At 56.8% G+C, this 22,016-nt stretch carries 19 protein-coding genes; 8 read left to right on the top strand and 11 right to left on the bottom strand.

Annotated features, from left to right (window positions below; translation table 11 throughout):
• Positions 1 to 138: 138 nt before the first annotated feature.
• The 3 genes from ispG to hemA form a co-directional block, all read right to left on the bottom strand.
• The gene (ispG, locus tag AC2FFB_RS03940; protein WP_496688384.1) at positions 139 to 1,260 is read right to left on the bottom strand and encodes a flavodoxin-dependent (E)-4-hydroxy-3-methylbut-2-enyl-diphosphate synthase; all 1,122 of its coding nucleotides are present in this window, start codon (positions 1,258 to 1,260) and stop codon (positions 139 to 141) included.
• A gap of 70 nt (positions 1,261 to 1,330) precedes the next feature.
• The gene (locus tag AC2FFB_RS03945; RefSeq protein WP_142633252.1) at positions 1,331 to 2,542 is read right to left on the bottom strand and encodes a helix-turn-helix domain-containing protein; all 1,212 of its coding nucleotides are present in this window, start codon (positions 2,540 to 2,542) and stop codon (positions 1,331 to 1,333) included.
• A gap of 128 nt (positions 2,543 to 2,670) precedes the next feature.
• On the bottom strand, positions 2,671 to 3,894 hold the full coding sequence (gene hemA, locus AC2FFB_RS03950; RefSeq protein WP_496693409.1) for a 5-aminolevulinate synthase: 1,224 nt from the start codon (positions 3,892 to 3,894) through the stop codon (positions 2,671 to 2,673).
• A gap of 324 nt (positions 3,895 to 4,218) precedes the next feature.
• Between hemA and AC2FFB_RS03955 the strand changes: the two genes are divergently transcribed.
• The gene (locus AC2FFB_RS03955) at positions 4,219 to 5,604 is read left to right on the top strand and encodes a M20/M25/M40 family metallo-hydrolase (protein ID WP_496693408.1); all 1,386 of its coding nucleotides are present in this window, start codon (positions 4,219 to 4,221) and stop codon (positions 5,602 to 5,604) included.
• A 109-nt stretch (positions 5,605 to 5,713) separates the two neighbouring features.
• Here AC2FFB_RS03955 and lpdA read toward each other — a convergent pair whose 3' ends face one another.
• Positions 5,714 to 7,108 (bottom strand): dihydrolipoyl dehydrogenase, encoded by a 1,395-nt coding sequence (gene lpdA / locus AC2FFB_RS03960; RefSeq protein WP_271947557.1) that lies wholly within the window; start codon positions 7,106 to 7,108, stop codon positions 5,714 to 5,716.
• 214 nt (positions 7,109 to 7,322) lie between these two features.
• Between lpdA and AC2FFB_RS03965 the strand changes: the two genes are divergently transcribed.
• A complete protein-coding gene (locus AC2FFB_RS03965) occupies positions 7,323 to 7,757 on the top strand; it encodes a hypothetical protein (RefSeq protein ID WP_281994473.1) in 435 nt (144 codons plus the stop codon).
• Here the strand turns inward: AC2FFB_RS03965 and AC2FFB_RS03970 are convergent.
• From AC2FFB_RS03970 to AC2FFB_RS03985, 4 genes are all read right to left on the bottom strand, one after another.
• A complete protein-coding gene (locus AC2FFB_RS03970; RefSeq protein WP_142633241.1) occupies positions 7,754 to 8,332 on the bottom strand; it encodes a DUF924 family protein in 579 nt (192 codons plus the stop codon). The two genes, AC2FFB_RS03965 and AC2FFB_RS03970, sit on opposite strands and share 4 nt — an antisense overlap.
• A gap of 108 nt (positions 8,333 to 8,440) precedes the next feature.
• Positions 8,441 to 9,715 (bottom strand): MFS transporter, encoded by a 1,275-nt coding sequence (locus AC2FFB_RS03975; protein WP_271947562.1) that lies wholly within the window; start codon positions 9,713 to 9,715, stop codon positions 8,441 to 8,443.
• 111 nt (positions 9,716 to 9,826) lie between these two features.
• A complete protein-coding gene (gene queA, locus AC2FFB_RS03980; RefSeq protein WP_496688390.1) occupies positions 9,827 to 10,873 on the bottom strand; it encodes a tRNA preQ1(34) S-adenosylmethionine ribosyltransferase-isomerase QueA in 1,047 nt (348 codons plus the stop codon).
• A gap of 44 nt (positions 10,874 to 10,917) precedes the next feature.
• Complete coding sequence (locus AC2FFB_RS03985; protein ID WP_496874521.1) at positions 10,918 to 14,301, bottom strand: YhdP family protein; 3,384 nt, start codon at positions 14,299 to 14,301, stop codon at positions 10,918 to 10,920.
• A gap of 68 nt (positions 14,302 to 14,369) precedes the next feature.
• Here AC2FFB_RS03985 and AC2FFB_RS03990 point away from each other — a divergent pair, with 68 nt between their 5' ends.
• The 4 genes from AC2FFB_RS03990 (at position 14,370) to AC2FFB_RS04005 (ending at position 17,759) form a co-directional block, all read left to right on the top strand.
• Complete coding sequence (locus AC2FFB_RS03990) at positions 14,370 to 14,831, top strand: peroxiredoxin (protein ID WP_496688394.1); 462 nt, start codon at positions 14,370 to 14,372, stop codon at positions 14,829 to 14,831.
• A 65-nt stretch (positions 14,832 to 14,896) separates the two neighbouring features.
• Positions 14,897 to 15,733 (top strand): ferritin-like domain-containing protein, encoded by an 837-nt coding sequence (locus AC2FFB_RS03995; protein ID WP_496874522.1) that lies wholly within the window; start codon positions 14,897 to 14,899, stop codon positions 15,731 to 15,733.
• A gap of 210 nt (positions 15,734 to 15,943) precedes the next feature.
• Positions 15,944 to 17,269 (top strand): M23 family metallopeptidase, encoded by a 1,326-nt coding sequence (locus AC2FFB_RS04000; RefSeq protein ID WP_281994469.1) that lies wholly within the window; start codon positions 15,944 to 15,946, stop codon positions 17,267 to 17,269.
• Positions 17,259 to 17,759: a bactofilin family protein gene (locus tag AC2FFB_RS04005; protein ID WP_271947570.1), complete on the top strand. Its 501-nt coding sequence runs from the start codon at positions 17,259 to 17,261 to the stop codon at positions 17,757 to 17,759. Before AC2FFB_RS04000 ends, AC2FFB_RS04005 begins: the two co-directional genes overlap by 11 nt.
• A gap of 77 nt (positions 17,760 to 17,836) precedes the next feature.
• On the opposite strand, the gene AC2FFB_RS04010 is transcribed toward AC2FFB_RS04005, so the two are convergent.
• Entirely contained in the window at positions 17,837 to 18,610 is a 774-nt protein-coding gene (locus AC2FFB_RS04010) for a hypothetical protein (protein WP_496693404.1), read from the bottom strand.
• A gap of 177 nt (positions 18,611 to 18,787) precedes the next feature.
• Between AC2FFB_RS04010 and aqpZ the strand changes: the two genes are divergently transcribed.
• Entirely contained in the window at positions 18,788 to 19,474 is a 687-nt protein-coding gene (gene aqpZ, locus AC2FFB_RS04015) for an aquaporin Z (protein WP_496874523.1), read from the top strand.
• Between the two features lie 59 nt (positions 19,475 to 19,533).
• Here aqpZ and AC2FFB_RS04020 read toward each other — a convergent pair whose 3' ends face one another.
• Entirely contained in the window at positions 19,534 to 20,082 is a 549-nt protein-coding gene (locus tag AC2FFB_RS04020; RefSeq protein ID WP_142633219.1) for a peptidylprolyl isomerase, read from the bottom strand.
• Positions 20,075 to 20,581: a peptidylprolyl isomerase gene (locus tag AC2FFB_RS04025; protein ID WP_496874524.1), complete on the bottom strand. Its 507-nt coding sequence runs from the start codon at positions 20,579 to 20,581 to the stop codon at positions 20,075 to 20,077. Before AC2FFB_RS04025 ends, AC2FFB_RS04020 begins: the two co-directional genes overlap by 8 nt.
• Before the next feature lie 133 nt (positions 20,582 to 20,714).
• Here AC2FFB_RS04025 and AC2FFB_RS04030 point away from each other — a divergent pair, with 133 nt between their 5' ends.
• Positions 20,715 to 21,905 (top strand): phosphoglycerate kinase, encoded by a 1,191-nt coding sequence (locus AC2FFB_RS04030; RefSeq protein WP_496874525.1) that lies wholly within the window; start codon positions 20,715 to 20,717, stop codon positions 21,903 to 21,905.
• Positions 21,906 to 22,016: the final 111 nt, after the last annotated feature.

Below are 22,016 nucleotides of genomic sequence, written 5' to 3' on the forward strand. Positions count from 1 at the left end.
ACCAACATCGTCGCGTTTTCAATGAGGTGTCTGGGATTGGGGTCCACCAGATACACGCGGCCAATAACGTGCAGGCCCGATGAATTGACCCTCCATGCCTGCCGAACTGGTCATTCAACGGCCAATCAAGCTGGAAAATTACTCAGCGGCTTCCTGCGCAGCGTCCAATTCAGCGGCCTTCTTCTCGACCTCTTCAACAATGTGGTCGACCATCTGATCGTTGGACATCTTGTGGCTGGCCTTGCCCGCCAGATACACCATACCCGATCCGGCGCCGCCGCCGGTAAAGCCGACATCGGTCATCAGCGCTTCGCCCGGGCCGTTCACGACACAGCCGATGATTGAAAGGCTCATTGGTGTTTTGATATGTTCAAGACGCTGTTCCAACGCCTCGACTGTTTTGATCACATCGAACCCCTGCCGCGCACAAGAGGGGCATGAGATGATATTAACCCCGCGATGGCGCAAGCCCAGAGATTTCAGGATCTCGAACCCTACCTTGACCTCTTCGACAGGATCCGCAGACAGGCTGACGCGGATCGTGTCGCCAATGCCCATCCACAATAGATTGCCCAGACCAATCGCCGATTTGATGGTGCCCGAAACCAGTCCTCCGGCCTCGGTAATACCCAGATGGATGGGGGCGTCCGTGGCCTCGGCGATGCCCTGATAGGCAGCTGCCGACAGGAAGACATCGCTGGCTTTCACGCTGATCTTGAATTCGTGGAAATCGTTGTCCTGAAGAATACGGATATGCTCTAGCCCGCTTTCAACCATCGCTTCGGGGCAAGGCTCGCCGTATTTCTCGAGCAGATGCTTTTCCAAGCTTCCCGCATTCACCCCGATCCGGATCGAGCAATTATGGTCACGCGCGGCCTGAATGACCTCTTTCACCCGACTTTCATTGCCAATGTTGCCAGGGTTGATCCGCAAGCATGCTGCGCCTGCCTCGGCAGCCTCGATCCCACGGCGATAGTGAAAGTGGATATCCGCCACGATAGGTACCGGACATTCGCGCACGATCTCTTTCAGCGCCTTGGACGAGGCCTCATCCGGGACCGAAACGCGCACGATATCCGCACCCGCCTCTGCGGCGGCCTGCACCTGAGCCACAGTCGCCGCCACATCCGTCGTCAGCGTGTTGGTCATCGTCTGCACCGCAATCGGAGCGTCACCTCCGACGGGGACGTTTCCAACCATGATCTGACGAGATTTGCGGCGGTAGATATTGCGCCATGGGCGCACGTGATTAAGGGACATGTGGACGGGTCCAAGACTGTCTGAGTTGGTCTTTAAATAGTCAGCCTAACTGGCCACTGCAATGGCCAGATCATTCTGTCGGTGCGGCAGAGCTTTGCGCCTGAAGTTCCGCCACCAGTTGCTTGAGGGCGACGTTTTGCTCGGCCTCAAGATCAGCTACCGTATAGCGTTCGGAAACCGCATCCTTGGACAGTACGACACCTTTAGCGACAGTTCCTGGTGCTCCGACCGGGCCGAAATGGTCACCATTCATCGAGAAATAGACAGATCCGGCGGCACCTGCACGTAGGTTAGGCGGTTCTTCTGTCAGCGGTACCTCGAATGTACTGCCCTGTTCGACGGTTCCAAGCGTACCCTCGAAGATGATACTTCCATCCGCAGCGGTGACCCGCATCCACGCCGGATCAACGGCGACGATTTTCAGGGTCGTATCAATCTGTTCAACCACCTGCGGCAATGCCGGGCGAAGAACCGTATGGACTTCGGCAACCTCAACCTTGGGCGGCTCAGGCGGCTGGAAGGTGCCAACGGTACGCGGGTCCAGTGTAGAAATTGGTGCATCACGGGCAACGAGCACCGGCAAATCCAGGGCCTGTGGGCGATACAGCCTATCCAGAGCCTCAGCCGAGGGGGTGTCGATCAGCGCGACTTGATCTTCGGTGGTGCCACGCGCCGCCTCAAGCGGGTCCAAATCAGACAAGACAACCGGAGCCTGTTCAACCGGGCTTACCTGCACTTGCTGAATCCGGTTCAGGACGGACCATCCGCCATATCCAATACCGCCGATCACAGCCAACAGAACCAGAGACGACCCGATGGCACGCGGCTCGATCTGGCTGACCAACGATTCCCGTCCGGGAATATAGGGAGTGTTTGGCGAGATAAACGGATCGCGCCCCATCGGACCGCGAGCCGGCAAGCTGCCCGAGGTCTTTCGAACCACCGACGCCTCGGCCGACATGCCATGTGCGACCTCAAACCCGCTTTCCTTACAAAACGCAAAGAAAGTTTCGTCGGGGTTCATCCCCAGATAGCGGGCGTAAGAGCGCACATACCCAGCGATAAATCCGGGCGTATCGAAGGCGTCCGGGTCGGCATCTTCTATGGCTGCAATGTAGTTGGCTTTGATCCGCAGTTCGCGCTGCACATCCAGTAGGGATTTGCCCATTGTTGCGCGTTCACCACGCATCATGTCACCCAGCCGCACCTCATAGTCGTCAAAGCCCTTGGGCCTGACGTCAGTGTCGCCTTCGGATCCGCGCTGTGATCTGCGCCCAATCATCCCTGCTGCCCCATTCTGCCTGTGCGTGTTTCACGCCGTGGTCGAATCATTAAAAGAATGATTCGCGCCGTAGTTTTGTTAGCGTAATTTTAGCACGCGGCATACGAATTGCACACTTTAGCGTTAGGTTAACCGGCAAGTTCGGCGCGATTTAGCGCACAATGTGACCAAAGTTCGTCCATCGCCTGGATCAAACGGTTCATTTCGCCAGGTCCATGAACCGGGGACGGTGTGAAACGCAGGCGTTCTGTTCCACGCGGAACAGTGGGGAAATTGATGGGCTGAACGTAGATTCCATAGTCATCCAGCAGCATATCGCTGAGTTTCTTCGTGTGCACGGGGTTGCCGACAATCACGGGCACAATGTGGCTGCCGTGATCAATCAGTGGCAGGCCCATCCCCTTGAGCCGAAGCTTGAGGATCTTTGCTTGCGTCTGATGCTGCTCTCGCAATTCGGACGCAGTTTTGAGGTAGGCAACCGAAGCTGCGGCACCCGCAGCAACGGCAGGTGGCAGGGACGTCGTAAAGATGAAGCCCGGAGCATAAGACCGCACAGCGTCACACATTTTAGTGCTGGCCGCGATATAGCCCCCCATGACGCCATAGGCTTTGGCCAATGTGCCGTTGATGATGTCGATCCGATGGGCAAGACGATCACGCTCGGTCACGCCACCGCCGCGCGGTCCGTACATGCCAACGGCGTGGACCTCATCAATATAGGTCAGCGCACCAAATTCATCGGCCAGATCACATATCTCTTCAATCGGGCCAAAATCGCCGTCCATCGAATACACCGACTCAAAAGCGATCAGTTTGGGCGTTGCGGGATCATCCGCTTCAAGCAGTTCGCGCAGATGGGCGACGTCATTGTGGCGGAAGATGCGCTTGGACCCGCCGTTGCGGCGCACCCCTTCGATCATCGAAGCATGGTTCAATGCGTCAGAATAAATGATCAGACCAGGAAACAGTTTCGGCAAAGTGCTGAGTGTCGCGTCATTTGCGATATAGGCGCTGGTGAACAGCAACGCAGCTTCTTTGCCGTGCAGATCGGCCAGCTCGGCCTCAAGCCGTTTGTGGTAAACCGTGGTGCCCGAAATGTTGCGGGTTCCACCTGATCCGGCGCCTGCGGCATCCACGGCCTCGTGCATCGCCTCCAGCACCACAGGGTGTTGCCCCATGCCAAGATAGTCGTTGCCGCACCAGACGGTGATATCTTGCTGCGATCCATCGAGGCGCGTGCGCACCGCATGCGGGAAATGACCATTGCGACGTTCGATATCAATGAAGGTCCGGTACCGTCCTTCGTCATGCAGCCTTGCGATCGCTGAATCAAGCTGAGCAGTATAATCCACCGGTTTCTCCTTAGTTGCCCGACCGATATTACGGCGACCGAACGTCTTCTTCTGCGCAGGATACGAATCTGCACCAGAGCATTTCCCACTGCCTGCTTGATACCGCAAGCACAGTGAACGCTTATTTGATTTGCATCAAATATCCGCTCTGACCCTGACCGACAAGTAAAGTTACGCCCCCTGGACGCGAGGAAACGACGCAGGCACAGCACATTATCTCATCCGGGTTTCCGATATTATACCAGATTCCTGTCCTTGCGGGCTAGACGGCAAAAGTGGCGCTGATAGGGTTCCGGAAAATCCAAATCAAGCAGGAGCCCTCTTATGTCGCTGGACGCTGTTCTGAACCGCATCGACGCCGATTTGCCAACCTCAATCGACCGCCTGATGGAACTGCTCCGCATTCCGTCAATTTCCACCGATCCGGCCTTTGACCAACAGGTCAACCAGGCAGCTGACTGGCTGGTATCTGACCTGAAAAACATAGGAATTCAGGCTGAAAAACGTGAAACCACCGGACATCCCATGGTGGTCGGGCATATAGGTGAGGACAACAGCGCGCCCCATGTTCTGTTCTATGGCCATTATGACGTGCAACCCGTTGACCCGCTGAACCAGTGGAACCGGGATCCGTTCGATCCGGCCATTGAAGAAACCGAAAATGGGCCAGTTATCCGGGGTCGGGGCTCTTCGGACGATAAGGGACAGTTGATGACCTTCGTCGAAGCGTGCCGCGCATGGAAGGCCGTCCATGGCACCCTGCCCTGCCGCATCACCTTCTTCTTCGAAGGCGAAGAAGAATCCGGTTCGCCGTCGCTGGTCCCGTTCCTGCGTGAAAACGTGGCCGAGTTGAAAGCGGATCTGGCATTGGTATGCGACACTTCGATGGTGTCGCGTGGGGTGCCATCAATCGCGTCTCAGCTGCGCGGGATGCTCAAGGACGAATTCACCATCATCGGTCCGCGGATCGACCTGCACTCGGGCCATTACGGCGGACCGGGGCTAAACCCGCTGCGAGAGCTCTCCAAGATTGTCGCCTCGTTCTATGACGACGAAACCGGTCGCGTCGCTGTCGACGGCTTTTATGACGGGGTTCATGAGGTCCCGGCCGAACAGTTGCGCCAATGGGAAAACTGCGGGTTCGATGAGGCGGATTATCTGAACTCGGTGGGGTATTCTCAGCCACATGGCGAAAAAGGATATTCGACATTGCAGCAACAATGGGCGCGCCCGACGCTTGAGGTAAACGGGCTTTGGGGCGGTTATAACGGCGCCGGTTCGAAGACGGTCATTCCCTCACAGGCGCATTGCAAGATCACCTGCCGTCTGGTGGGTGACATGAACCCTGACGCCTTGCGCGACCAGATTCGCAAGCATGTAGAAGACCGCCTGTCACCCGACGCGAAAGTACAGTGGGACAACGATCTTGAAGGCTCGCCCGCATCCGTCATGAATATCAACCGCCCCGAATTCGAAGCCGCCCGAGGCGCATTGTCCGATGAATGGGGGCGCGAGGCTGTCTTTACCGGAATGGGCGGATCGATCCCTGTGGTCGGCTATTTCAACACGGAGCTGGGCATGGATTCCATGCTGGTGGGCTTTGCCAATGATGACGACGCCATTCACTCACCGAATGAGAAATATGACGTCAAAAGCTTTCACAAGGGCATCCGGTCCTGGGCACGCATTCTCGACGCGCTGACCCGATAAGCAAATCCGGGAATCAAAAGGCCAGATGAAGCTTGGCTCGCTGCTTCATCTGGCCAAAGATACTTTTGGTAATGTGCCGCAGATCGGCAGAGGTACCCCCTGCCCTGAGTTACATATGGATCACGCGCCCGTAAGCGTCCAAAACGCTTTCATGCATCATCTCGGACAAAGTCGGATGCGGGAACACTGTGTTCATCAGGTCCTCTTCGGTGGTTTCAAGCTGGCGCCCGACCACATACCCCTGAATTAACTCAGTGACTTCCGCGCCAATCATGTGGGCGCCCAACAGCTCTCCGGTTTTGGCGTCGAAGACTGTTTTGACCAGCCCTTCGGGCTCTCCAAGCGCGATTGCCTTGCCGTTGCCGATGAAGGGAAAACGGCCGACCTTGATGTCATAGCCAAGCTCTTTCGCCTTTGCCTCGGAATAGCCGACCGACGCAACCTGCGGATGGCAATAGGTGCAGCCCGCGATGCTTTCGGGCTTGACCGGATGGGCATGTTTCCCGGCGATCAGATCGGCCACCATGACACCCTCATGGCTTGCTTTATGCGCCAGCCATGGCGCTCCGGCAATGTCACCGATGGCGTATAGGCCATCGACACCAGTGCGACAGAATTCGTCAGTCACGACATGGGTCCGGTCGATTTTCACACCCAGCGCTTCAAGCCCCAGATTTTCGATATTGCCGACGATGCCCACGGCAGAAATCACAGTGTCAAAGTCGTGCTTTTCGACCTTTCCCTTCACCTCGATATGCGCAGTGACTTTACCCTTAGCGCGGTCCAACTGCTTGACCATCGCCTTTTCCATGATCTTCATGCCCTGTTTGATAAAGGCTTTCTTGGCGAAGGCGCTGATCTCGGCATCCTCGACGGGCAGAACCCGGTCCATGACTTCAACCACCGTCGTATCTGCACCGAGCGTATTGTAGAAGCTAGCGAACTCGATCCCGATTGCACCCGACCCGATGACCAGCAGTTTCTTGGGCATCCGCGGCGGCTGCAGAGCGTGTTTGTATGTCCAGACCAGATCACCATCCGCTTCCAGCCCGGGAAGCTCGCGGGCGCGCGCGCCGGTTGCCAGAACGATGTTCTTGGCTGTCAACTCTTCGCTGCCCTTGTCGGTTTTGACGGAGACCTTGCCCTTGGCCGGAATCGTCGCCTCGCCCATGACAACCGTCACTTTGTTCTTTTTCAGCAGGTGACCGATACCGCCTGAAAGCTGCCCGGCGACACCGCGCGATCGCTTGACCACAGCATCCAGATCATATCCGATCTTCTCGGCCTTCAGCCCAAAATCCTTTGCGCGCTCCATCAGGTGAAACACTTCTGAAGACCGCAGCAGCGCCTTTGTTGGGATGCAGCCCCAGTTAAGACATATCCCCCCGAGATGTTCGCGCTCGACCACGGCGGTTTTCAAACCAAGCTGTGCTGCGCGAATGGCTGCGACATACCCGCCAGGACCAGCGCCGATTACGATCAGATCAAAAGATTGTGCTGCCATGTTTCCCTCTCGGAGCAGGTCATTTCCAAATTAGTTTACCATTAAACTAATATCAGCCACCCTTCAACACTTAGTCCCCGCGACAAAAGCTACGCAGGGTAAACCCATACGGATTGCAGAGGTTCGAGCCTATACCGCACCCGTTCAAAACGCTAGAAGATAGCTAAGTATCCCAGTTGCTCCATTCTAAATCCATTTACGCGAAAGGCATAACATGGCTAAAACGCTGAAAGATCTGGCCCTCGCCCTAATCAACGCCACGCTTATCCTGGTGGCCTTGTGTTTGTTTTTGGGCTGGAAGCTGACCACAACAGCGCAGTCCCTGATGTCTGATTTTTCACAGAAGGTTCAGATCGTCGCCCCTTTGGGCAAAGAGGTTCAAGGCGTGCGCAGTGAATTGGCAGCACTTCGCACTGAACTCGCAACTATACAAGTCAATGGCGCGCTTGCCGACACCGCCACCGCCCAACGGGTCTCGCAAACGCTCGACCGTCTGAGCCAAATCGAAGATACGCTGCAGGCGGCGCAGTCTCGTATCGTTGCGGTTGCCGAAACGCCTGACGCCTTCATCGGCACCGCAATAGAAAAAACGGCCGACACTGTGGCCGACCGTATTATCACAATCAAAGGTTGTTCGGTCGAAGGCTAACCTGCGGCCTGAAGCTCTCGGACGGTGGACCCGTACCCGCCCATGTTTACATAGGCGGCCTCATGTTCGGTCATGGGGCGCGACAATGCTTCGTTACGATAGGGGAAACGGCCGAACTTTCGGATCACCTCCCTATGCGCCCTTGCATGCAGCAGGTTGGTTGACTTGGATTCGTCGATATTCTGGCACATCAGGCGTACACAACGCTCTTGGTCACACAGATTTTCCGAGTGCATCAGTGGAAGATAAAAGAACTGCCGCGCGGGTTCGTCAATCTTCAGATCCCAGCCCTTGTCGATGGCGCATTTCGCTGCCGACAAGGCCGCCTTATCAGTGGCGAACGCCTTACCACTGCCGCGGAACATATTTCTAGGAAACTGGTCCATCAGAATTATATAGGCCAGTGCCCCGCTGGGGTATGTCAGCCAGAGAGAGAACTTTCCCTCATTAGCAATTTCCCATGTGGAAAGAAATTTTTCGCGGATCTCTGCGTCTAGCGCTTCATCCTCAATATACCAACCATCTGGACCCACTTGATCCAGCCAAAAACTCAATACTTCTTCAGGCCCTACCATTGCCTTGCTCCGTCGTTTTGCCCTCCCCAGGGACGTAACGTCATTTAAGGCTGATTTACAGATTTGTGACAGTAAAAATTTGCAACACTTGCGACATAATTTCGTGTCCTAGGCTACATCTTGCGTTTCCTGATCGGCTTCGGCGGCTTCGATAGCCACCTCTTGCGCCAATTCGAAAGCCACCGGCGAGGCCGTTGGGTAAAGCGGAGACATGGTGCCCGTCTCATCCACAGGAATCGCCGCACGCTGTGTCATGCGATACATCGCATAGACAGCAGTGGCTGCAAGCAGTGCAAAGATGATCAGGAAAAAGCCCGACGGTCCGAACACGTCATCGCCCATCAACCAACCGGTAATCAGCGGGCCAGCAATGGCGCCCAGTCCATTGATGAAGACCAGACCGCCAGAGGCCGCCGCCATATCCTCATGCTCCAGAAAGTCATTCGTATGCGCAATCAGCAGCGAATACAGCGGGTTAGACATGCCGCCAATCACAAAGGCCGAGGCCAGAAGGAACGGAAATGAAGTCGACCCGAACATCATCGCAGTGGCCGCCCCGCAAGCACCAATGATGCCCGCCAGCATGATCAGGAACCGGCGATCCATCCGGTCCGAGAACCAACCCAGCGGATATTGCAGCAGTATTGCCCCGACATAGAAAGCCGCCACGAAGGTCGAAATCTCAACCAGTGTCAGCCCAGCGCGCGCGCCATAGACCGCCGACATACCAAACTGGGCCGAGAACACTCCGCCCAGCAGGAACATGCCCACGCAGCCCAACGGCGACTTCCCCATCAGTTCACGCAATGTCATGGGCTTGGTCGTGTCAAATGCCGGTGTCGGTGAAATCGACAGCAGAATCGGAGCAAAGGAAACCGAAACCAGAATGGATGCGATCACAAAGGTTTCGTAACCAGCAGGATCGCCAACCAGCATAAGCCCCTGAGCGGTGATGATCCCAGTCATCTGTACGATCATATAAAGCGAAAGCGCCTGGCCCCGGTTCTCGTTATTGGCCGCGTTGTTCAGCCAGCTTTCGGCGGTGACATACACTCCCGAGAAACAAAACCCGATCACGACACGCCCCAAAGCCCACGCGACTGGCTCGGTCAACATCGGATACATGATCATCACGGCCGAAATAAAAGAAGCGAGCGCAGCAAAGACCCGCACATGCCCCACCCGCCGGATCATCTCCGGTGCAAGGCGAGAACCTCCGAGGAAACCTACGAAATAAGCTGACATCACAACAGACATCTGAAGGGTCGAAAACCCTTCGATCTCGCCTCGGACGCCCAGGATTGTGCCCTGTAGGCCATTGCCAATCATAAGCAGGCCCATGCCAAGAAGAAGTGACCACGCGCTGGTAATGACCTGAAGCATAGAGGCCTCCGAGATTGCTAACCTGAACTAGAGATTCGTTTTTATATCAAAAACGGCTTTGAACCAGCTTGTCTACGACATCGAAACGCAACGATCCCGACAACACGCCGCTCAAGGGATCAAAAGCGACCCATCCCCATATGAAAAGAACCGATAGTTCTGCGCAATCGCGTGCTCATAAACCTCTTGCATCCGATCCTGCCCCATCAAAGCTGAAACCAACATCAGCAGCGTGGATTTCGGCAGATGGAAATTGGTGATCAGCGCATCCGTGACGTAAAACTGAAAGCCCGGATAGATGAAGATGTCGGTATCGCCCTCCCAGGGTACGATCTGCCCACTGCGGGCGGCGCTTTCGATCAATCGCAGCGCGGTTGTGCCCACCGGAATGACACGGCCACCTATGGCTTTGGTTTCACGAATTTCACTGACGGCTTCCGCACTGACCCTGCCCCATTCTGCATGCATCTTATGGGTCGTCACATCCTCGACCTTGACTGGCAGAAACGTTCCGGCACCGACATGAAGCGTAACGTAGGAAACAGAAACGCCGCGCGCGGTAAGCGCCTGCATCAGCGCTTCGTCAAAATGCAGCGACGCGGTGGGCGCGGCCACGGCCCCGGAGTTGCGCGCCCAGATCGTCTGGTAATCCGTCTTGTCCTGCGCATCGGCAGGACGCTTGGCGGCAATATAAGGCGGCAGCGGCATCGCGCCGGCCTGTTCCAGCGCAGCATCGAAATCCTGCCCCGTAAGGTTAAACCGCAGAAAGGCCTGCCCGTCCGCCACCCTATCCAACTCAGCGCTCAGTTGATCCGAAAACCGGATAACCTCACCTGTCTTGACCTTCTTGAGCGGTTTGATCAACGCGGCCCAGGTGCCGTCTGCCTGCGGATCAAGCAACGTCGCTTCGATCGACGCAGACACCGGCCCTTGCGCACTGTCGCGATGACGCCGCCCGGTGAGGCGTGCCGGGATGACCCGCGTATCATTCAACACCAGCCGATCACCGGGTCGCAGCCAGTCTGGCAGGTCAAAGACGTGCGCATCCGAGATTGCATCGCCCTCGGCCACAAGCAAACGCGCCGAGGACCGCGGGTTGGCAGGCCGGGTGGCAATCAAATTCTCGGGCAGGTGGAAATCGAAATCGCTGAGTTTCATGGGCGCGCCTTACAGGGTCGTATCAGATTCGGCTATATCCCTGTTCAGTTGTCTTTTGGCGGCGATCCAAAGGTGCGCTTGGGCTCATCCGGCTTGGCTTTCTGTGCATTTGGCCCATCCTGAACCTTCGGCGCGGGCTCCCTTAGAAGGTTGCGCAAGAACAATGGCGCAAGCCCTGACAGAGGGTTGACCGAGACAGAGGGTGATTTCAAAGGGCCGGTCAGAGTATAATTGAACGCGATCACACCTTCACCTTTTTTGGTGAAGACACTTCCAATCGCATTCACCAGATAGATTGGGGAAATCGCGCCACGCAAGTTCAGCATTTCGCTAACCGTGTCGATTGTCCCGTCGAAGGACAATCCCATCGAAGGACCGACGGCGCTGCCGCTGAGAACCTTGATTTCGGTCGGAGTAATCCGCATTCGGCTTTCGATGCTCGAGAAAAAGATGCCTTGCCCAGCCATTTCATCCACAAGCCCAACAAGGCTGATTGCGTTCAGCAAGGCAGCCATGGCCGGGGCGTCATGAATTCGGGTGTTCACGATCTTCATGATGACATCGAAGTTCCCGGCCCCGCCGACCGGTTCCAGTTGCAGGTCCAGTTTGCCACCGCGCGCCTGGGTTATCATTTTGGCCGATCTCAGAACGTCGCCTGCATCACCAGAGATTAGATTGACTGCACTGCGCCCTCCGCGCGGGGTCACCTGCCCGCGCACAGCAGCACCGCCGTTTACATTCGCCGTGAACGCGCCGCTGACACCGCCAGTTGTCGCAAATTTTCCCTTGAACCCGGTCAGGGCGATCGTCTCTGTAATCTGGAGGCGATCCAACACTACATCCAGCTCGGGCCCCTGCCCGGAACCACCGCCACCACCTTCGGAGGATCCAAAGGTCGCGCCCCCCAGATTCATCACGCCCCCTAAAACCCTGATGTCGGGCAAGGCTGACCCCCGTGAAATCAGCTCCGCCGGAACCGCAAGCCAGTTCCCCAGTTCGAATGAGCTGAACTCTACACGATCGAAAGCACCATTTTTGAAATTAATGGAGGCCAGGCTTCTCAACCCCGCCGCATCCAGCCGAAGTGTATCCACGCGCATCTGATCGCCCAGCGTTGCCTCGACATCGATCGACCCCTTGGTACCAGCGCCTTTGCGCCACCCGAGCTCGGGGATAGACAGCACTACGCCTTCCAGATCCGATGTCGCCGTCAGTTTCGGGGGGCGGCCAGCACCGATGCCCAAGGTTATTTCGGCAACGCCTTTTCCAGTCAGCATACCCTTTGGTAACCCGGCACGCAGCTCGGTCACCAACCGGGGCGAAATCTCGATCTGCCCTTTCAGTTCACTGGGTTTCGGTTCTCGACCCCCAATAGGCTGGCGCCAGGTTGCCTGCAGGGGCACGTCGCCGAAATATCCGTCGCCGCCGACTTCGACAGCGGATTGATCACCTGAAATAGTCAACTGAGGCGCGCTGACGACAAAACCTTTGACCAAGCGATCACTGTGCACATCACCAATCTTACCAGTAAAGTGAAACTGGGTTTCATCGAACTTCAGCCCCTTCTTCATCGGCAGAGATAAGGTGCCTGACAGTTCCACATCGCCAGAGGCCACATCCACGGGCAAATTTGCCTTTGTCATCAGCTGCAAAGGGGGACGATCCATCAAAGACAAGGCGGCCGTTGCCGAGCCCTTGGCCTTGACGCGCACAATCGCCGGCGAAAGCTTTTTGATCGACGTATCTGGAATTATGAAGGATGTTCCTGACCCGTCTATCGGGCCGCCCTGATCGGCAATGACAACCGCTTTCTCGGCTGTCACCGTAAACCGTTGGTTGATCAGGCTGGCCTGCCCCTGAGCGTCCTGGACCGGCGGTAAAGTTTTGGCAAAGCGGACTTTGGCGTCGTCGAACCCGAAGTCCAAGTAAATGTCCGGCTTGGTGTCCGGCTTCAACCGCAATGCAAAATCGACATCCGAGAGCCGGCCTTCATATAAATTGTCGGACACCCATTTACGCGGCTTTTCGGCAAGTAATTGGGGCCAGTATCTCAGCAACTGGCCTGACTCCAACTCGTCCAGATGGGCCTCGAGGTACCCCGACCAACCTTCGGCTTCACCATTCAGATTACCCCTAGCACGCAGCGTTAGGTTTTCGTCTTCAACCGTCATCTGTCCGAGGCGCAACTCGAACGGGGCCAGCTTCATCTTCAGATCAAGGTCGGCACGCGCCAACTTGAGGGGTTCCGGAAACAGACCAGCCGGGTTGATGTCGATGCTGCTGAGACGGAGTTGAGAGGTCAGGCTTTCCAGCAGTCCATTCTCGATACCTCTCAAAAAGGCCCTTCCCTCGGCCTGAACGGACCCCCAGGCGGAGACTACAGAAACCTCGTCGAAATCCAGCTCCTGCCGACTTGGGTCATAGCTGAAATAAGCCCTGGCGGATTCAAACGGAATCGGTTTTGTCTCTTGGTTGGCTTGCACCGCGCCTGCCGCAAGGTTTAGGGTCGCAAATAACGGCCCCAGCGCCGCGTTGCCATCAACACTGCCGCGCACCGCGCCCGAGATCGGAGCGTCAAGGACCTGCAACCATGACAAGGCTAGGCTTTGACTTGCAATATCCTCGGCAGGCAGGTCGGTTATCGCAAAGCCAAAGCTTGCCTGGGGCGTTCCAAGTACGCTGGTATAATTTACCTCAATCGAACTGGCATAATCGCGCCCTGTCAGAACAGAGAACCCGGTGGACATGCGCATTTCGTCACCGGTACGGATGATCGAAATATGTCCGCCGTCGAAAACCCAGGCGCGCGACAGGCGCAAATCCTGATAGTCCAGCGTCAACGACTCAAGCTCGACCGACCTCAGCCCCGACAGCAGCGGTGACAAAAAGACATCGTCAGATTCCTCGATCAACTCGATCAATGTCCGCGCCCGCTGAACCGGTGCACTGCCAGAACCGACTGTCAACGAAAGCGCCCCGTCCAATCCGCGGGTCAATGCGATTTGGGCATCGCGCAGGGTAATCGTGCGCGGCCGGATTTTCCCCCGTAGCAGCCACCGCATCGACAACCGTGTGCGCATATCCGCCACTTGCGCGATCTGTTGTCCCGCCGCGTCGCTGATCGTCACATCCGTCAGCCGCAAACGTGGCAGCCAGTTTTCGTTGACGATAAAGCTGGCGTCGCCAAAGCGGATCTTGATCCCTCCAAGGCTTTCATCCAGCCGTTTTTCGGCCTGCGCCCGCATCCAGTCGGGCGCGTGCAGTTGTTTGCCAATCAGAAAGAACCAGCCGCCAAAGGCCAGCAGGCAAAGCAACAGGAAGGTTCCGACGATCCCCCACGCAGCGATGCGGCGGCGTGACCGACGGCGGCGGGGTTTCCCGTCCGGGCCTTCTTGTGTATCTTCTTGCCGCGCCAAATTCCGACCCACGCCCTATTACCTGCTTGCACCGCACCATGATGTCAGGCAGCACTTAAAAACCTTTAGCGGAGTTTCCAATGCCCGACGTTACAGACATCGCCCCCGGTTTCACTTTGCCCCGCGACGGCGGTGGTGAGGTTACGCTGTCAGACCTGCAAGGCAGCGCCGTCGTTTTGTTTTTCTATCCCCGTGATGATACGCCGGGCTGCACCAAGGAATCCATCGGTTTCTCGGAACAACTTCAAGCCTTTGCTGATGCCGGCGCCCTGGTTTTCGGCATCTCGCGCGACACGGTGGCTAAGCATGACAAATTCGTCGCCAAACACGGTCTTACGACGCCACTTTTGTCCGACGAAGGCTCGACCGTTTGCGAGGATTACGGTGTGTGGGTCGAGAAGAACATGTACGGGCGCAAGTCGATGGGGATCGAGCGTTCAACCTTTCTGATTGACGCCGACGGTAAGATCGCTCGCATCTGGCGAAAGGTCAAAGTGCCCGGCCATGTGGAAGAGGTACTGGAAGCCGTGCGCGCGCTGTAACCCTCTTCACCGCGGTCGTCATCCGGATTATTACCCGAACAAATCTTGAAAGCGGAGATATCCCGGTGTCGAAAACACTGACCCAAATGGCGACCGAAGTTCTGACCACAGCAGACGGGCGCGAAAAGACCGCCCTGTCCAAGCGCCATGCCGCAGCTTGGTTTGCGGCGCGATCAGGGGACGCTCCTGCGATTGAAGTGGGCACCGCAACACCGCCGTTGAATCCCGCCCGACCGGACAAACCAGATTTGCTGTCCCCCCGGGATGTCCCAAGGCGCCGCCCCGGCTCCGAGGCTGGGCGCATCGCCCTGCTACACGCGGTCGCCCATATCGAACTGAACGCGGTTGATCTGCATTGGGATTTAATCGCCCGATTTGGCCATGTCCCTATGCCTATCGGTTTCTACGACGACTGGGTCAAATGCGCCGAAGAGGAATCGCGCCACTTCGAAATGGTCTGTGATTGCCTGGAACAGATGGGCAGTCATTACGGCGCCCTGCCCGCCCATGCGGGTATGTGGCGCGCTGCCGAAGATACAGCAGTAGATTTGATGGGCCGTTTGGCCGTAGTGCCGATGGTGCTTGAGGCGCGGGGTCTGGATGTGACCCCCGGCATGATTGACATCTTCCGCAAGGCCAAGGCTGAACAGGCCATTGCCGCGCTCGAGGTGATCTACGCCGAAGAAGTCGGGCATGTTGCTTACGGGTCCAAGTGGTTCCATTTCCTTTGCGGACGCGAGAACGCTGACCCAAAGGGTATCTTTCACGATCTGGTCCGGCGCTATTTTCATGGCGTTCTTAAACCGCCCTTCAACGAAGAAAAGCGGGCCGAAGCCGGGTTACCGCCGGATTTCTATTGGCCGCTGACCGAAGGCCTGCCGCCGCCCGGCTCTGCCCGCTAGGTCGGCATGCACGGTCATAGCGGTCTTTGAATCATCCTCCAGTTGATGTAATCGGCAATTTCTCGCCGAGAATTGGCGGGATTAACCCTGTTTGTTGTGTGAACTAGTTAACAATCTTGCCCAAATCGGACGTCCCCTCTATTCAGTTGCCCCAAGGGACGGAGACCACTCACAACCGATCCCGAATTTGGGGATCGAGAGGTAAGGCGCGTGCGAGCACGTCTGGCAATCAAACTACATTCGCTGCTTGAGCAGCACTTCCCGGAACGCCGGGTCTTTCTGAAATCTGACAATGACACACGGTTCATCCGGCTCAGCTCAGAGACACAGATCTTTGCAGTTGCTGGTGTTGCCCTGTTTGTTGGCTGGACTGCGGTCACTACGGCAATCCTGTTGATGGACAGCATCGGATCAGGCAACTTCCGAGAACAGGCCAAGCGCGATCAGGCGACATATCAGGAGCGGCTGAATATTCTGTCAGCAGAGCGTGACGTGCGCGCTCATGAGGCTCTGATGGCTCAGGACCGGTTCAACGCCGCGCTTGAACAGATCTCTGCGATGCAATCCGAGCTGCTGGCGTCCGAAAACAGCCGCCGTGAGTTGGAAACGGGGATCGAGGTAATCCAGTCCACCCTGCGCACCACCATGAAACAACGGGAATCTGCCCGTCAGGAGCTTGCGGCGCTGCAACAATCAGATTCCGATGATGGGCTCACGTTGGCAAACACTGCCAGCCCCGAACAGATGGAATTTATGACCGTTGCTCTGACCCGCACCGCGCAGGAGCGTGATCAGATCGCAGCCGACGCCCGGAACGCACTGGATCAGCGGGACGATCTCGAGCTTGAGATCCGGCTGATGCAGGAACGCAGCGACGAGATTTTCCGTCAGCTAGAAGAAGCAATGATCATCTCGGTTGAACCGCTCGACAAGATGTTCCGACAGGCAGGTATGCCAACTGACCGTATCATTGAAGAAGTACGGCGTGGCTATAGCGGCATGGGTGGCCCCCTCACCCCAATTTCCTTCAGCACGCGCGGTGAGGACCTGACCCCCGACGAGATCCGCGCGAACACTCTGTTGCAACAGATGGACCAGCTGAACCTCTATCGTATCGCAGCAGAAAAGGCCCCGTTTGCCAGCCCGGTGAAAGCGGCTGTCCGCTTTACCAGTGGCTTCGGCACGCGCCGTGACCCAAAAACGGGCGGTCGCCGCATGCATAACGGTTCCGATTTCGCCGGTGCACTTGGAACTGATATCTTTGCGACCGCCGACGGCGTAGTCACCCATGCGGGCTGGCAATCGGGTTTCGGGCGTCTGGTCAAAATCCGGCACGCCTTCGGAATTGAGACACTTTACGCTCATAACACCAAGTTACGGGTTAAGGTTGGCCAAAGGGTCTCGCGCGGGGATCATATTGCTGATATGGGTAACACCGGACGGTCGACCGGAACGCACCTGCACTATGAGGTCCGCGTAAACGGAAAACCAGTTAACCCAATGACTTACATCAAGGCTGCAAGAAATGTTTTCTAAGAGCAAAATCAACGAGCCCGGAACCAATGCCCCAGAGGCCGCCAAGCCTGCCGCTCCGGCCACTCCGGCAACCCCTGCACCGACGGAAACCAAGGCCAGCACCGCGCCCAAACCCAAGCCACCCGCATCGGTCCTGTCTTCGGATCTGCACATCACCGGAAACCTGAAAACCTCGGGTGACATTCAGGTCGAAGGTACGGTGGAAGGTGACATTCGTGCGCATCTGCTGACCATCGGTGAAACGGCGACCATCAAGGGCGAAGTCACTGCAGATGACGTTGTCATCAACGGCCGTATCGTTGGCCGCGTGCGTGGCCTGAAAGTGCGCCTGACCTCGACCGCACGGGTCGAAGGCGACATCATTCACAAGACAATCGCCATCGAAAGCGGCGCGCATTTCGAAGGCTCCGTTCAGCGTCAGGACGATCCTCTGAACCCTGGCCGCAGCGGAAAACCGGGTGCTAACCCGGCTGCTGACGTCAAACAGTAATCCTGACAGACTGACAGGAAACAAACGCCGCGGGACAGCCTGCGGCGTTTTCTTTTGCAATTCTGACCGAAAGGCTTTCACTGATCAGGTTGGTTCCAGGTCGCATTGGCCTCGATCACTTCTGCGACCATCAGCGCCTTTTCGGACAATTCTGGTGGCGTGCCATCATCAAAGGCAAGCTGCTGCATTCTTCGATACATGACTTCAGACGTGTAAAAATCAAATGCAGCCGTGCCGTCCGGGCTTTCCCAGAAGGCCGTGATCCAAACCGAGGGTGCATACCCGTAACACCAGTCCTGCCAGAACCGTTCTGCCAAAGTCGCCGTTTTAACTGCGGCTACTTGCGCCAAAAGGCCATCCATTGGCCAACCCCCGAGGCGAAACATGCAAAGCGTATCGTCCAGACATTCTTCTGAGCCCCCTTCGATCGCCTTCAGAAGAAAACGTTTCTGGAAATCGTCCAGGACACGCCACTCCTCCGACGACCAGTTCCGGGCCTGTCCCGTCGGATACCGGCTCAGGCTGACTTCGATCCCGACAGAGCTTACCTCTTCGCCACAGGCCAAGACCTCTAGCACACGCGGCAAAAGATAGGCCCAGGTATTCTTGGCAATCCCTCCCGGATCACTCGCTGCAAAATACCAGTCCTGAAGATAGTGCAACGGCAGTTCCTGAATGGGCGGGTGAAAGAAATCAGCCTCGATATCCGGTTCCATGCAGCACCCTTCGCAGACCTCGATATTGCTTGGCTTTGGACGTTTAAAAACGCGATAAGCATCCTGAATGAGCGGGAAGAACGGATCATCCGGCAATAACTTGGCCTTAACCGGCTTATTCGTCTTTGACGTCATCGTAGGCTGAACCCATATTTCCATGCCACACCCATAGGTCTATCTGCCCACTTTTGACGTGGCAAGCGCGCTCAAATACCCCTTCATTCTCCGCCGAATTTCTATGTGTGATGAGTAGCTTCGATATTTCTGTGTTTTGGATTACACTACAGCCCGTTGGTTTTCGGAGGACTTTTCATGTCAACAAAACTCATGGCTGAATTTTTCGGTACATTCTGGTTGGTGCTTGGCGGTTGCGGCAGCGCTGTTTTAGCGGCTGGCGTCGCGGATGTCGGTATCGGCTGGTTGGGCGTATCTTTCGCCTTTGGCCTAACAGTGCTGACTATGGCATTTGCCGTTGGCCACCTTTCAGGCGGGCATTTCAATCCGGCAGTCAGTCTGGGTTTAATGATCGGCGGACGGTTCCCGGCTAAGGATCTGCTGCCCTATTGGATTGCTCAGGTCATCGGAGCCATTGCAGCAGCGGCTGTTCTGTATCTGATCGTCAGCGGCGCACCAGATTTCGCCGGGGTCGGAGGCTTTGCGTCCAATGGCTATGGCGAGGCTTCACCCATGGGCTATTCGATGATGTCCGCCTTGGTGATCGAGATCGTGCTGACGGCATTTTTCATCCTGATCATTCTGGGCGCGACCTCAAGCGGTGCTCCGGCAGGGTTCGCGCCGATTGCCATCGGTCTGGCGCTGACGCTGATCCACCTGATCTCGATCCCGGTGACCAACACATCTGTCAACCCGGCACGGTCAACCGGTGTTGCCCTGTTTGCCGATGGGCCGGCGCTGGCTCAGCTATGGTTGTTCTGGGTTGCCCCGCTGATTGGTGGCGCGATTGGTGCGCTGATCTGGAAGGCCATGTCTGACGACTGACCCAAGCGCACGCTTACAAAAAGACCCCGGCACCTGACCAGGCACCGGGGTCCTTTTATCTATTCGGTCACGGTGACCTTTTTCATCGCATCCGGCTGGCCGATTACGGCTCCGTTCGGGCCTTCGCCTCGCTTGATCGCATCAACAACGTCCATACCGTCAGTAACCTGACCGACAACCGTATATTGACCGTTCAGGAACGGCCCAGGTTCAAACATTATGAAGAATTGCGAGTTGGCACTGTCGGGATCCTGCGCCCGCGCCATGCCAATAACACCACGATCAAAGTTATAGTCCGAGAACTCAGCTGGCAGATCCGGCCGATCCGAACCGCCAGTACCGGCACGACGCATATCGCCACCGACCCGGCCGTGTTCAACGTCACCGGTCTGAGCCATGAAGCCGTCGATCACGCGGTGAAACACCACGCCATCATACTGACCAGCAGCGGCAAGGGCGCTAATTTGTTCAACATGCTTGGGGGCAATATCGTCAAACAGATCAACGGTTACGGTGCCATTGGCCCCCTCGCCCTCAATCTCGATCTCAAGGCCCGTGGCCAGTGCAGGACCGGCCAGCAGGACAAATGCGGCGGCCAGCTTATACATCGGCAGCCACCTTGACGCTGATCATACGATCCGGGCTTGCGGGTGGCTCGCCCCGAACGATGGCGTCCACATGCTCCATCCCGTCGATGACACGGCCATAGACCGTGTATTGGCCGTTCAGGAAATGGTTGTCGCTAAAGTTGATGAAAAACTGCGAATTGGCCGAGTCCGGATTCTGCGACCGAGCCGCGCCCAACGTACCGCGATCATGCGGCAGTTTCGAAAACTCTGCCGGAACATTCGGCAGCGATGACCCGCCTGTGCCTGCACTGCGCAGATTGAATCCGTCTTCCATATCGCCGTGCTGCACGTCACCGGTTTGCGCCATGAAACCGTCGATCACACGGTGAAATGCCACGTTGTCATATTCACCGCTGCGCGCCAGTTCCTTCATCCGAGCGCTATGCTGCGGAGCCACTTCTGGCAGCAGCTCGATGACAACATTGCCGCCCTTCAGCTCGATAATGATTGTGTTTTCGGGATCCTTGATCTCGGCCATGTGGCCCTCCTGTCGTTTGTCTTGCGCAAATACCTATGCGCCACGCACGCGAAAGCCAAGTGACGCATTGACCTGAGGGCAAAATGCAGGAAAAGAACCGCCTAGATCGGTTGCCAAACACGAGGATCGCGCGATGGGCTGGAAAACGCTGGACGATATGGACCTGAACGGTAAACGCGTGCTGGTGCGCGTGGATATCAATGTGCCCGTGGTGGATGGGGTCGTGACCGACGCTACCCGGATTCAGCGCATCGTTCCCACAGTACGCGATATTCTCGCCTCAGGCGGCAAGCCTATCCTTTTGGCCCATTTCGGACGCCCGGGCGGAGAGCGGCGCGAAAGCCTGTCGCTGAAACAACTTATTCCCACACTGGAAAGCGCCTTTGGCGCGCTGGTTCTGTTCGCAGCCGATTGCGTCGGAACCGAGGCCGAGCTTGTCGCAGACACTCTGCAAGCCGGGCAAGTATTGCTGTTGGAAAACACCCGTTTTCATGCTGCTGAAACCAAGAATGATCCTGATCTGGCTGCTGGCATGGCCAAACTGGGCGAGGTCTATTGCAACGACGCCTTTTCCGCTGCGCACCGCGCCCACAGCTCAACCGAAGCTATCGCTCGCCTGCTGCCTGCCTGCGCTGGTCGGCTGATGCAGGCCGAGCTGCAGGCACTTGAAAGCGCCCTTGGCGCGCCCGAGCGTCCGGTGACAGCGGTGGTCGGTGGGGCAAAAGTGTCAACCAAGCTAGAGCTGCTGGGCAACCTGATCGACAAGGTGGATCACCTGATCATCGGCGGTGGCATGGCCAACACCTTTCTGGTGGCACAAGGTATCAGTGTCGGCAAATCGCTGGCCGAAACCGCGATGAAAGACACTGCCGCAGAGATTCTTGCCAAGGCGGAAAACTCTGGATGCCAGATCGTTTTGCCGTGTGACGTGGTTGTCGCAAAAGCCTTCCAGGCCAATGCGCCGCATCAAGTTTTGCCCGCAGACCAATGCCCCGAAGACGGCATGATCCTGGATGCAGGCCCCAAGAGTGTCGCCGCTATCACTGAAATCATCAGCCAAAGCCGAACCCTGATCTGGAACGGCCCTTTGGGCGCCTTTGAACTGGAACCCTTCGATGCCGCAACGAATGCGGCCGCACTGAAGGCTGCCGCGCTCAGCCGTTCGGGCCAGTTGGTCTCGGTCGCGGGCGGTGGTGATACCGTAGCCGCCCTGAACGCGTCCGGCGCGGCGCGGGATTTCACCTATATCTCGACAGCAGGCGGCGCATTCCTGGAATGGATGGAAGGAAAAACCCTGCCCGGCGTCGCCGCGCTGGAACAATAAATTCAGCTGCACGGGTAATTTTGCGAATCGGGGGATTCACAAGCCGAATCACCTGTGACATAGTGCAGTCAGATGCCAAGCATAATGGCACGACATTGAGGCAGACTTCAT

This window comes from Ruegeria sp. YTSA219 (assembly GCF_059609985.1).